The following is a 12,776-nucleotide window of genomic DNA, read 5'->3' as shown; positions in this document are numbered from 1 at the left end:
TCTTACAGATCCTTCGAGTAGTCTCCCCACCAGGCGAGCACCTTGTTGCGCATCTCGTCGGGGGTGCCGTCGTTGTTGAACACCACATCGGACGCCTCGATGCGGTCGGCGTCGGTGATCTGCTGGGCGATGCGGCGACGCACGTCGGTCTCATCCCAGCCGCTCTTCACGGCGCGCTCGATGCGCAGGTCGATGGGCGCGAGCACGGCGATCACCACGTCGGCATCGTAGGCGAGCGAAGTTTGGCGGTTCTTGAACACCGAGTGCTCCACCACGACGGCCTTGTGGCCCTCGGTCTCCAGCTCGGCGATGCGGTCGGTGAACGCTTCTTCGATGCGCGGCAGCGTGATGCGGTTGAGCTTGCGCGTTTCCGCGGGGCTCACGAACGCCTTGGCGGCCAACGCGCGGCGATCGATCTCGCCGTCGGCTCCCAGGATATCCTCGCCGAACGTCTCGACGAGCTCGGCCTTCACCGTATCCCACGTGAGGACGTCGTGGCCTACCTGGTCGAGATCAATGTTCGGCAAACCCTGCTCGACGAGCACCTTGCGGGCCGTGGACTTGCCGGCTCCCATGCCGCCGATGATGAACAGCTTCTTCATGCGTGCACTACCTCCTCAATCATGCCGCCTCCCAATACGGTATCGCCGTCGTAGAGGACGGCGTATTGGCCCGGCGCCGTGGTTGGCTGCGGACTCCGCAGCGCGATCGATACGCGCTGGTTGTCTTCCGGCTCTATGATACACGCACAGGGACGGCTCCGGTAGCGAAGTTTCACCATCGCGTCATACGGGTCGCCGAGCGTTGGAAAAGCCTGCCAGTTCATGGCGCCCACCACCACGCCGTCGATGAGCGTGTCGTCGACGAACCCCACCACGAGCTCGCCGGTCGAGGGACGCTTCTCCACCACGTAATACGGCTCGGGACCGGCCACGCCGATGCCCTTGCGCTGTCCCACCGTGTAGTTCGATAAACCGTCGTGGCGGCCGAGCACCGTCCCCGCGCGGTCCACGATCGCGCCGGGCGCGTCCTCCACGCCATGCGCGCGCAAGAACGGCCGGTAGTCGCCCTCGATGAAGCAGTTGTCCTGGCTCTCGGCCTTCTCAGCCACGACGAGGCCCAGGTCGGCCGCGATCACGCGCACCTCCGCCTTCGTCATGGCGCCGAGCGGCAGCACGAGGCGCGCCAGCTGCTCCTGGCTCAGCAGCGACAGCATGTAGCTTTGATCCTTACGGGCATCGAGGGCCGTCTTCACCACGAATCGGCCCGAGTCGGCAAGGCGGGCAATGCGCGCATAGTGACCGGTGGCGATGCGCTCGCATCCGTACTCGTCGGCGGCGCGCAGCAGCGTGGGCATCTTGCAGCGCGCGTTGCAGCCCACGCACGGGCTGGGCGTGAGGCCGTCCGCATACGACGAGACGAAAGGCTCCACCACGCAACGCTCGAAGGCGTCGACGCACGACGGCACCACGTGGGGAATGCCCAGTTGGGAGCACACGGTTGCCGCGTCGGCCACCGCGCGCTCAGTGGCGGCGTTATCGCGGAAGCGGCACGTGACACCCACCACTTCGTACCCGGCGCGCATGAGCAGCGCCGCCGACACCGCGCTGTCCACCCCGCCGCTCATCCCGAGCGCGATGCGCCCGTTCCCTCGATCGTCCGACACGCGGCACGTCCTTTCCCGTCGCGCGGACGCCTCGCACGCGCCCGCGTTCGCCTGGTTCGCCCCCAGTATAAAGGAAGCGGGGAGTTCTTGGGGACGAAGCCTCCCTTTGGCACAGGCGCGCCACGCGCCTGTCGCGAAGGGAGACGCGCAAACTCGCACGCCGCTGCCGAGCCGAAAAGCCGACGGCGAAACCGATGTTTCAATATTTCGTGGAAAGACCCGTCTTCGCGATCCATTACCGCTACAGCGCCGTCCCGTTGTGCAAACATTGCTATACTGAAAACTTGCGCCTTACGCGCTGAGAGCTGCTATGCAGGAGGGTCATACTAAAGATGTCGGGGACGAAATCACGCTACATTCCTGCGCTCGACGGATTGCGCGCATTCGCCGTCCTCGCCGTCATCGCCTACCACCTGGGCATGCAATGGGCCCCGGGCGGCCTGTTGGGCGTCACGGTGTTCTTCGTGCTGTCGGGCTACCTCATCACCAGCCTGCTGCTCATCGAATGGGACAACACCGACACCATCAACCTGCCGCAGTTCTGGCTGCGTCGCGTGCGGCGGCTTATGCCGGCCATCGTGCTGGTCATCGTGTGCACGGCCGCGCTGTGCGTGCTGCTCGATCACAGCCTGCTCACGAAACTGCGCGAGGACATGTGGGCCGCGCTGCTCTGGGTGACGAACTGGTGGTACATCTTCCAGGACGTGTCGTACTTCGACGCGCTGGGCGCCCCGTCGCCGCTCACCCACTTCTGGTCGCTCGCCATCGAGGAGCAGTTCTACCTCATCTGGCCCGTCGTGCTGCTCGTCGCCCACAAGCTGGGCGTGAAGCGCACCACCATGCGCAACGCCACCCTCGCGGTGGCCTTGCTGTCCGCGCTCGAGATGGCGCTGCTGTACAACCCGCTGGACGACCCGAGCCGCGTGTACTACGGCACCGACACGCGCGCGTTCTCGCTGCTCATCGGCGCATGGCTCGCATTCGTGTGGCCTTCGCACCTGCTGGGCGCTCAGGAGGGCGTGCACCTCACGAAGCAGGTGCGCAGCATCCTCGACGGCGTGGGGCTCGCCGCGCTCGTGGCGCTTCTGGGCCTCATCGTGTTCGTGGACGGCTTCTCGCCGTTCCTCTACCGCGGCGGCATCCTGCTGGCCTCCATCCTCACCGCCATCGTCATCGCGGTGATGGTGCATCCCGCCAGCCTCCTCGGGCGCATCGCCGGAGCGAAGCCGCTCGTGTGGATCGGTCTGCGCTCGTACGGCATCTACCTGTGGCACTTCCCGTTGTTCCTGCTCATGAACCCGCGCAACTTCACGGGCGAGACGCCGTGGTGGATGTACCTCGTGCAGGTAGCCGTCGTGTTCGCCTGCGCCGCATTCTCGTACCGCTTCGTGGAGAACCCCCTGCGCAAGGGCGCCATCGGCACGTTCGTGAAGGGCGTGCGCGAGCACACCATCGACCTGCGGGATTGGATGACCCGTCATGCGCTGCTGTACGGTGCCGGCGCCCTGGTCGTCATCGTGGCCGTCGTCGGCCTTATCGTCGTCCCTCCCACCTCGGCCATCGGCGCCGCCGACCTGCTGAAGGACGAGCAGGCCCACACCTCGCAGATGCCCGAGCTGCCCGTCGACGACACGGCGGCCGAGCCGCCCAAGCTCGACGTGCTCATGATCGGCGACTCGGTATCGGTGCGCGCCATCCCGCAGTTCGAGGAGGCGTTCCCCTACGGCGCCCTCGATGCCGCCGTGAACCGCCAGCTGTACGCCGGCCAGGAAACGTTCGACTTCTACAACGAGCAGAACATCGTGGGCGGCGTGGTGGTGTTCGCCCTCGGCACGAACGGCGCGGCGAGCGACGAGCAGCTCGACGAGCTCATCGCGGCGGCCGGCCCCGATCGTCAGGTGTTCTTCGTGAACACGCGCAGCCCGCAATCGTGGGTCGGGCAGACCAACGGCGCCATGTTCGATGCGGCCGACCGCCACGACAACGTGCACGTGATCGACTGGTACACCGCAAGCGCCGATCACGACGAGTACTTCGACGGCGACGGCACGCACCTCACCGAGGAGGGCGCGCAGGCCTACATCGGGCTCATCCACGACACCGTGGAGCCGCTGCTGCCCGAACACGCCGAAAGCGACGAGGCCGCGGTGGTCAAGTCGCCGCTGGAGCTGGCCTCCGAAGACGCGCAGAAGGCCGCGTCCGACGCCGTGCATGCCCTCGTCGCCAGCGCGGCGAAGGGCATGGCACCCCAACCCCAGCAGTAGCGCAACGGCGACGACCGTCCGACCTCCCCAATAGAACGCGGAAACCCTTTCCGTTTCGTAATCGGCCCTGTACAATGCGAAAGTGGCAGTGTACAAAGGGGGATTTCCTGCTAAGCAGGCCCACACGAATCACGAGGGGGTTTATTCATGCTGGACAAGTTCTTCAAGATTTCAGCGAGAGGGAGCACCGTCTCCACTGAGATCATCGGCGGCTTGACGACGTTTCTCGCCATGTCGTACATCATCGCGGTCAACCCGGCGATGATGGAGGCGGCAGGCATCCCGTTCAACGCCGCGCTGACCGCGACCTGCTTCGGCGCCGCCATCATGACGGTCGCGATGGGCCTGTTCGCAAACCGTCCCATCGCGCTCGCTTCAGGAATGGGCATCAACGCCATCGTCGCGTACTCGCTGTGCCTTGGCCTGGGCGTCGATTGGCGCGTGGCCATGGCCGTCGTCTTCCTCGAGGGCATCTTGATCCTGCTGCTCGTGTTGTGCGGCTTGCGCAAGGCCGTCATGGACGCGATCCCCGTGTCGCTCAGGCGCGCCATCGGCATCGGCATCGGCCTGTTCATCGCGTTCATCGGGCTGAAGGGCGGCGGGTTCATCGCCGCAGACGAGTCGACGTTCCTCGCACTGGGCGACCTCACGAGCCCGGCCGCCATCGTGGCCGCCATCTCCATCATCGTGGCCGTGGTGCTCACCGCCATCAACCTCAAAGGCGCGCTGCTCATCTCCATCGTGGCGGCCACCATCGTCGGCATCCCGATGGGCGTGACGCCTCCCATCACCGATTTCACGTTCGCGCCCGACTTCTCCGCCTTCGCGGCGCCGTTCCAGACTACGCCCGACGGCATGCTGGCCATCGCGCAGGTCATCGTGCAGCCCGTGCTGCTGTTGTTCGTGTTCAGCCTGCTCATGAGCGACTTCTTCGACACGATGGGCACCGTGGTGGCCGTGGGCAGCCGCGCAGGCTTCGTGGACAAGAAGGGCGACGTCGAGGACGTGCAGCCCATCCTCATCGTCGACTCAGCCGCAGCGGCCGCCGGCGGCTTCATCGGCGCGAGCTCCATCACGTCGTTCGTGGAGTCCGTCTCCGGCGCGGCGGCGGGTGCGCGCACCGGCCTGTCGAACATCGTCATCGGCATCGCGTTCGTCGTATGCGCGTTCCTCGCGCCCGTCATCGGCATGGTGACGAGCTCGGCCACCTGCGGCGCGCTCGTCGTGGTGGGCTACCTCATGATGACCGAGATCGGCGAGATCGACTGGAGCGACATCTCGTCGGCGTTCCCGGCGTTCCTCACCATCGTCGGCATCCCCATGACGTACTCCATCGCCAACGGCATCGGCCTCGGCTTCATCTCCTACTGCATCATCAAGACCGCGCAGGGCAAGGTTCGCGACGTGAAGCCCCTCATGTGGGTGGCTGCGCTCGCCTTCCTCGCCTCGTTCGTCTTCGCGTAGGGGCAACGCACGCAAAACAGGGGCCGTCGCGCGCGAACGCGACGGCCCGGCAACGCAAAGAGGGCCGGTCTTGCGACCGGCCCTCTTATTCGTGCGTGGTATGAAGCGGGAGGTTACTCCGCAGCCTCGGGAGCGGCAGCTTCCTCGGCGGGAGCGTCGGCCTTCTCGACCTTCTTCTTGGCCGGCTTCTCCTCAACCTGGATGGACTCGTCCACTTCGATCTCGAAGCCCAGGTCGGCCGCGGCGGCCTTCATGGACAGGGAGATGCGGCGACGCTCGGGGTTGATCTCCATGACCTTCACCTTCACCTCGTCGCCGGCCTTCACGACCTGAGCCGGGGTGTCGATGTGGCGCATGGCCATCTCGGAGATGTGCACGAGGCCCTCGATGGACTGGCCAAGCTCGATGAACGCGCCGAACGGCACGATCTTCGTCACCTTGCCGTCGACGATGGTTCCCACCGGGTAGCTCTCGACGAGCTTGACCCACGGATCCTCCGTCGTCTGCTTGAGGCCGAGCGAGATGCGCTCGCGCTGCAGATCGACATCCAGAACCTCGACCTCGACCTCGTCGCCCACCTTGACGACCTCGGACGGATGGTTGACGTGGTTCCAAGACAGCTCGGAGATGTGCACCAGGCCGTCGATGCCGCCGAGGTCGACGAACGCGCCGAAGTCGACGATCGAGGAAACGGTGCCCTTGAGGCGCATGCCCTTCGAGAGCTTCGCGAGGATCTCGGCACGCTCGTTCTTGCGGCCTTCCTCGAGCAGCACGCGGCGGGACAGCACGACGTTGTTGCGGTTGCGGTCCATCTCGATGACGCGGGCTTCGATCTCGGTGCCCAGGTACATGTCGAGGTCCTTGACGCGACGGAGGTCGACCAGCGACGCCGGCAGGAAGCCGCGCAGGCCGATGTCGAGGATGAGGCCGCCCTTGACGACTTCGATGACCTCGCCCGTAACCACTTCGCCGGCCTTGAACTTCTCTTCGACGCGAATCCAAGCACGCTCGTACTCGGCACGCTTCTTGGAGAGGATCAGGCGACCGTCCTTGTCTTCCTTCTGGAGCACGAGGGCTTCGATCTTCTCGCCCAGCTCGACGATGTCGGACGGGTCGGCATCCTTGCGGATGGACAGCTCGCGCGACGGGATGACGCCCTCGCTCTTGAAGCCGATGTCGACGAGCACCTCGTCGTGCTCGATCTTGACGACCGTACCGTCGACCAGGTCGCCCTCGTCGAACTCGGTCAGCGTGCCGTCGATCATCGCGTTCATCTGCTCATCGGAGATGTCCTCGAAGTCGATGACGGACGTGTTTTTGATTTCGGTCAAAACGGACCCCTTTCAAATTCCTGCCAATCGGGGACCCTTCGTCATGATTACTTGCTACTTCACCATGTTCGCTTGTGCAAGAAACTTGCCCGTGCAGCGGTGTAACAAACATGTCTCGGGGGCCTACATTACTATACGCTTACAGCTTGTGCATTATAAGCCATAGTAGTATAGCACAGCGGCACCTGAGGTCTGCGCTCTTTTTAGCGAACCCTCACGATAATTTCCGAGGCGCTACCCCTTCGCCTGGCATGCAGCGCACACGCCGTCGAAGATGATCTCGTGGTGCTCGATGGTGAAGCCGTGCGCGTCGGACACGTGCGACACGATGTCGTCCTGATAGGGCATGTCGATGTCGAACACGCCGCCGCACACGCGGCACTTCGCGTGATAATGCGGCTTGTTGAGGAAGTCGTAGCGGTCGGCGCCGTTGGGAACCTCCACGCGCAGGACCTCGCCGCGATTCGCCAGCACGCCGAGGTTGCGGTACACCGTGGCGCGCGAGATGTTGGGGTGGCGCTCGCGCACCACTTCGTACACGTCGGCCGAGGTCGGGTGGTTGTGCAGCGATTGCACCGCCTCCAGGACGAGCGCTCGCTGAATGGTGTTGCGCGTGGTCGCGCGCTCTGCAGTTTCCGTAGCCATGGTAATCCTGTCGTTCGCATACCTAACCATACTATTGATCAATTAGGATTATATATCATTAGCATGGCGATGGAAAGCGCCCAGGATAAACGGCCCCCACCCTCCCGCGAACGACCACAACCAACAGCCCCGCACGCGCCGAGCTCACTCGAACACGGTTTTCTGCGGCGTCTCCTCGACGCCCGAAGCGCGAACCTCCACGAGATCGAGAAGCTCTTGTTGGGAATGGATGCCCAGCTTGCGATACACGCCGTATACGTGGGTCTTGATCGTCTCTTCGGAAACGACGAGCTTCTCGCTGATGAACTTGCGATTGCGCCCTCGCACCATGAGACCGAGTATCTCCGACTCGCGCGGCGTCAAACTATTCTCGGTGCTCAGAATCTGCGCGACCGCCTCGAACGTGGTGTCGGCGTTGACCGCGTTCCCCGGACGCGCGATGCCCCACCCCGTAGTCAGGTTCCGGTTGCTCAGCATAAGCAAGGCCGAGAACAGCAATACGAACGACATCACCGCCGCCGCGATCTGGAGCAAGTCTGCCGAATCGGGCATCTGGGCGAGCAACCCCGACGCCGAACCGCCCAAGATCTGTCCTGCCATCGCGGCGCACGTGGGCCAGGCGACCACCCAAGCCGCCGGCAGCGTGAACGTCTTGGTCAGATACGAGCATACGCCCCACATGAGAAGATGCACGTAGCAGAACCCGATGAGCAGGAACGACTCGCCAACGACGGGAACGCCCCGCAGGCAGGAAGCCAACAGGGCGCCCAACGCCATGATGGAGAACCCCACCTGATACACCAGATGATTGAAGTCCATCTTCACGAACACGGCCGTTAACAGCAGGAGGAGTGCGGCGAACACGAAACTCACCGCGTTGATGAGGATGGTGTCGGGCTCGCTCGCCTGCATGACAAGGCTTCCAAGCAGCACCCCGAGGGCGAGGCCGTGGATGAAGGCGGTGATCACAAGCTTGTACGGCAGGCGCAAATCGGCGTCCATGCCGTGTTCGAACACCGTCTTTCGCGGCAGATCATGCATGACGCGGGAGAAGAACATGGCCAAGGGGACGGGGATGAGCACGAACAACAGCTGCCCTACCACGAGCGGGAGAAACGAAAGCAGGCAAATGGCGAGCGCCGAGCCCAGCATGGCGACGATACCGTGGAAAAGCACCTCTTGCGGACCCAGATAACCGAACACGCGCGCCCACTCCACCAACAAGCATGCCGTCCCCACCCCGACGCAAACCGAGCCGAGGCCGTACAGAAGGTAATGGATCGGAGCGGTCAGCGCCGCCCCAAGCCAGTGCATCCATGCGAAACACGCCAGCGCGCCCGTCATCATGAGCGCCGCGACGAGCTTCACATACCAACGCTTGCGAAACATCGGCGTCAGAGGCTTGAACCATCGACCGACTACGGCGTAGGCGAGCGCGTAGGCTGCCACGGGGCCGATCCAAGCCGGAAACAACAAGCCCGATGACAGCTCGACCGACGGAAAGAACAACGGACCCTGGAACGCCAGGTTCACCCACGTCCAATAGAGCGTGAGCGCAGCTAGCAGGTATGGCCGATGGGCGATGCTGTGCCCCAGCTTCTTCAGAATGTGCACGCGTTCAGATTGCTCGTTGATAACCTGGTTCGCTTTCATGAAAGCATCCCTCCCCTGCGTCCACCCTAGCAAAAAGCTAGAACATACGTCCTCCCCCGACTCGGGGGAATTGGACGGTTACCAACCACTTCCCCCGCATCTTGGGAAGACTAGCACATCCCACGCGAACCAAACTGAGAAGCGTCGGCACGTCGCCCGCGGCGATGCGCTCAACATACCGCACACGAAAGGAAGTGGAAACATGCTCGGAGGGAAACACGATACGAAGCTTTCGCGCCGCTCGTTTCTGACAGGAGCAGTCGGCGTCGGGGCCCTCGCGGCCATCGGCGGCTTGACAGGATGCGCCCCGCAGAAAGACGGGGCGGCCGAAAGCGTGGTGCAGGGCGACGCAGCGCCGTCCACGCCACCAGCGTCCGTCGACAAGACCTACGACACCGACCTGCTGGTCGTGGGAGGCGGCGGCAGCGGGCTGGCCTGCGCCGTGCAGGCCGCGCTCGACGGCACGAACCTGATCCTCGTCGAGAAGAACAATCAACTGGGAGGCAATGCGAGCTTCGTGGAAGGCATGTTCGGCATCGGCTCCAAGCTGGCCGAGGAGAACGGGGTGAGCGTCCTGCCGGCGGACGTCATCGAGAAGGAGCTGGAAGACGGCCAGCACCGCCAGAACGGCGCCCTGTGGACCAGTCTTTGCGCCAAGTCTGCCGAGAACATAGACTGGTGCCTCGATCAGGGTGTCCTGTACTCGGGCATTGTCGACGACTACAACGGCACCTGCCTCTACCCCACCTTCCACTGGTTCAAGGGCAACAAAGCCGCCATCGGCTACGTCGAGCCTATGGTCAAGCGCGTCGACGAGCTGGGCATACAAACGCACCTCGAAACCGCCGTGAACCAGCTCATCGTGAAGGACGGCAAGATCGAGGGCGCGTACGCGAAAGGCCCCGACGGCGTCGTCCAATACAACGCGAAGGCGGTCGTGTTCGCCACGGGCGGCTTCGGTGGGAATCCCGAGTTCATCGCGAAGCAGGGGTGGGATACGACGAACCTGTTCATCGTCGGCTCGGACAAGGCGGCGGGCGACGCGTACCGCATGGCGATGGAGATCGGCGCGCAGGACTTCATGATCGACACGGCGCAGAGCATCCTGTTCAATATTCCCGCGCTCCCTCCGATCGACTTCCACAACGACGCTATGAACCCGATCAACGGCTACTTCGGCATCGCCCACGGCGGTCCGGTGCTGTGGGTCAACGAACACGCCGATCGCTATACCCGGGAAAACCTCACCGACGACAATCTGGTGCTCCAATGCATACCCAGCAAAGACAATCGGGCCAACTACGTCGTGTTCAACCAGGCCATATTCGACGAACATTTCGGCATCACCGACGATGCACGCACCACGTTCGAAGACGCGCTTGCCAACGATAAAACGGAAACGTTGTTCAAAGCCGACACCGTCGACGGCCTGGCCGATGCGGTGAAGCTCGACAAGGCAGCGCTCAAGGCAACCGTCGATCGCTACAACGAGCTGTGCGCAAAGGGCAACGACGACGACTTCGGCAAAAAGCCCGAGATGATGATGGCCCTCGATCAAGGCCCATTCTACATCGCCCAGCTGGGGTACAGCTTCTTCTTTGAAACCGGAGGCATCGTGACGGACAAGCAGCGTCGCGTGCTGGACGGCAACGGCGACCCCGTCGGCGGCCTGTACGCCGTGGGCAACGACGGCAACATGCTGTACCGCCATGTCTACACCATCAACATCGGCGGCACCGCCTTCGGCAACCAGGTGAACTCGGGCAGGGAAGCCGCCCAGAACGCAGCTGCGTACATCAAGGGCTAGGCACGCCCTCCATCAATTCACACCCGGCGGAAGGACCGCGCCCCTCCCCGCGGTCCTTCCGCAATCGGAAACACGCCCCAGAGACGCAGCTTCGCGCCCCGTGCGCACACCGACGCAGGAGAGGGCGACGCCGAGGACGCCCTCCCCCGCGTCGTTTACAGCGCTTCCGGGCCGTGCTCGCCGGTGCGGATGCGGACGACGTCTTCCACCGGGAAGATGAAGATCTTGCCGTCCCCCACCTCGCCGGTGCGCGCCGTGGCGCGGATGAGGTCGACGAGCGGGCCCACCTCCGCGTCGTCCACCACGAGCTCGAATTTCACCTTGGGAATCATGTTCAACATGACCTCGGTGCCGCGGTAGTACTCCTTCCAGCCATGCTGCTTGCCGCAGCCCTGCACCTGCGAGATGGTCATGCCCGACACCTGCGCGGCGAACAGCGCCTCCTTGAGCGGTTCGAGCTTCTCGGGCCGCACGATAGCCGTGATCTTCTTCATGTTCGCGCTCCTTTCCTAATCGAGGCCCACGTAGGCCGGGTAGGCGCTCTCGCCGTGGGCGGCCACGTCAAGGCCCTGCGCTTCCTCGGCCTCGCTCACGCGCAGGCTGCCCCTGAAGCACGCCTTGATGATGAAGCCCAGCACCACGTCGAGCACGCCCACGAACACGACCGTCACGAGGATGCCGAGCACCTGCGCGCCCAGCAGCGCGGGATCGCCCGTGTAGAACAGACCGCCGAATTCGGTCCACGAAAGCTCGGGCACGCAGAACAGGCCGGTCAGCACGCCGCCCGTGACGCCGCCGATGGCATGGATGCCGAACGCGTCGAGCGCGTCGTCGTAGCCGAGCTTCCGCTTGAGGAACGAGACGGCGAAATAGCACACGGGCGACACGACGAGGCCCATGACCACCGCGGCCCACGGCTCCACGAAGCCCGCCGCCGGCGTGATGACCACGAGGCCGGCCACCAGCCCCGTCGCCGCGCCCACGAGCGTGGGCTTGCCCGCGCGCACGCGCTCGATGAGCATCCACGACACGAGCGCCGCGCCCGACGCCACCACGGTGTTCACCAGCGCGAGCGCGGCCACGCCGTCGGGGGCGAACTCGGAACCCGCGTTGAAACCGAACCAGCCGAACCACAGCAGCGTGGCGCCCAACGCGACGAACGGCACGTTGTGGGGACGGTAGCTCACCATGCCGAACCCGCGCCGCTTGCCTGCGATCAGGCAGAGGATGAGGCCCGTGAGGCCGGACGAGATGTGCACCACGTCGCCGCCCGCGAAATCGAGCGCCCCGATGGTGTCGCCCACGAGGCTGCCCTCGCCGCCCCACACCATGTGCGCGAGCGGCGGGTACACCACCACGGTCCACACGGCCACGAACGCGCACACCGCGCCGAACTTCACGCGACCGGCCACTGCGCCCGTGATGATGGCCGTGGTGATCATGCAGAACGCCAGCTGGAACACCACGTCGGCCATCGCGGGATACGCGTCGTGACTCAGCGCTTCGGGCGCCTCGCTCGTGATGTCGGCCACGAGCCCTTGCAAGCCGATCTGATCGAAGCCCCCGAAGAACGGAATCGAGCCGTCGCCGCCGTACGCGAACGACCAGCCGCACACCGTCCACGTGATGCCGACGATGCCGAGCACCGCGAACGACATGATCATCGTGTTCACGACGTTCTTGCGGCGGCTCAAGCCCCCGTAGAAGAACGCCAGACCCGGCGTCATCAGCAGGACGAGCATCGCGCAAACGATCATGAAGCCCGTCGACCCTGTGTCGAACATATGCATCTACCTCCTTGAAAATCGCACGTCCCATCGGTTACGCCTCGATGATCCCACGCTTTGACCTGGTGTTGAGTCGCATCTGCCACTGTTAACACGCCGGGAAACGTCTTGTAACAAACACGAAGCGGCCGCGTTACAATAGGGAAACATGCACGACCG

General features: G+C 64.2%; 10 protein-coding genes. 3 read left to right on the top strand and 7 right to left on the bottom strand.

Features of this window, described 5'->3' with window-relative positions; genetic code table 11:
* Positions 1-2: 2 nt before the first annotated feature.
* Both coaE and mnmA read right to left on the bottom strand, forming a co-directional pair.
* On the bottom strand, positions 3-602 hold the full coding sequence (gene coaE / locus H8S61_RS09140) for a dephospho-CoA kinase (RefSeq protein ID WP_154333060.1): 600 nt from the start codon (positions 600-602) through the stop codon (positions 3-5).
* Positions 599-1,666 carry a tRNA 2-thiouridine(34) synthase MnmA gene (gene mnmA, locus H8S61_RS09135; protein WP_366458159.1) on the bottom strand — a complete coding sequence of 356 codons (1,068 nt, stop codon included), beginning with the start codon at positions 1,664-1,666 and terminating at the stop codon, positions 599-601. The genes coaE and mnmA overlap by 4 nt, the downstream gene beginning before the upstream one ends.
* Positions 1,667-1,998: 332 nt before the next feature.
* Between mnmA and H8S61_RS09130 the strand changes: the two genes are divergently transcribed.
* Complete coding sequence (locus tag H8S61_RS09130) at positions 1,999-3,930, top strand: acyltransferase family protein (protein ID WP_186938749.1); 1,932 nt, start codon at positions 1,999-2,001, stop codon at positions 3,928-3,930.
* 147 nt (positions 3,931-4,077) lie between these two features.
* A complete protein-coding gene (locus tag H8S61_RS09125; protein ID WP_186938748.1) occupies positions 4,078-5,394 on the top strand; it encodes an NCS2 family permease in 1,317 nt (438 codons plus the stop codon).
* A 113-nt stretch (positions 5,395-5,507) separates the two neighbouring features.
* Here the strand turns inward: H8S61_RS09125 and rpsA are convergent, their stop codons facing one another.
* The 3 genes from rpsA to H8S61_RS09110 all read right to left on the bottom strand — a co-directional run bounded on the left by rpsA (position 5,508) and on the right by H8S61_RS09110 (position 9,023).
* Positions 5,508-6,725 (bottom strand): 30S ribosomal protein S1, encoded by a 1,218-nt coding sequence (gene rpsA / locus H8S61_RS09120; RefSeq protein WP_154333057.1) that lies wholly within the window; start codon positions 6,723-6,725, stop codon positions 5,508-5,510.
* Between the two features lie 234 nt (positions 6,726-6,959).
* Positions 6,960-7,370 (bottom strand): Fur family transcriptional regulator, encoded by a 411-nt coding sequence (locus H8S61_RS09115; protein WP_160941209.1) that lies wholly within the window; start codon positions 7,368-7,370, stop codon positions 6,960-6,962.
* A 144-nt stretch (positions 7,371-7,514) separates the two neighbouring features.
* Positions 7,515-9,023, bottom strand: coding sequence for a helix-turn-helix transcriptional regulator (locus H8S61_RS09110; protein WP_186938747.1), 1,509 nt, complete (start codon positions 9,021-9,023; stop codon positions 7,515-7,517).
* Positions 9,024-9,225: 202 nt separating this feature from the next.
* Here H8S61_RS09110 and H8S61_RS09105 point away from each other — a divergent pair, with 202 nt between their 5' ends.
* Positions 9,226-10,830, top strand: a complete 1,605-nt coding sequence (locus tag H8S61_RS09105) for an FAD-dependent oxidoreductase (RefSeq protein ID WP_186938746.1) — start codon at positions 9,226-9,228, stop codon at positions 10,828-10,830.
* 155 nt (positions 10,831-10,985) lie between these two features.
* On the opposite strand, the gene H8S61_RS09100 is transcribed toward H8S61_RS09105, so the two are convergent.
* On the bottom strand, positions 10,986-11,324 hold the full coding sequence (locus H8S61_RS09100) for a P-II family nitrogen regulator (protein WP_154333055.1): 339 nt from the start codon (positions 11,322-11,324) through the stop codon (positions 10,986-10,988).
* 15 nt (positions 11,325-11,339) lie between these two features.
* Positions 11,340-12,620 (bottom strand): ammonium transporter, encoded by a 1,281-nt coding sequence (locus H8S61_RS09095; RefSeq protein ID WP_255466540.1) that lies wholly within the window; start codon positions 12,618-12,620, stop codon positions 11,340-11,342.
* Between the last annotated feature and the right edge of the window lie 156 nt (positions 12,621-12,776).

The sequence above is a fragment of the Eggerthella hominis genome (genome assembly GCF_014287365.1).
Classification (GTDB): domain Bacteria; phylum Actinomycetota; class Coriobacteriia; order Coriobacteriales; family Eggerthellaceae; genus Eggerthella; species Eggerthella guodeyinii.
This window is presented reverse-complemented; position numbering and strand designations above follow the sequence as displayed.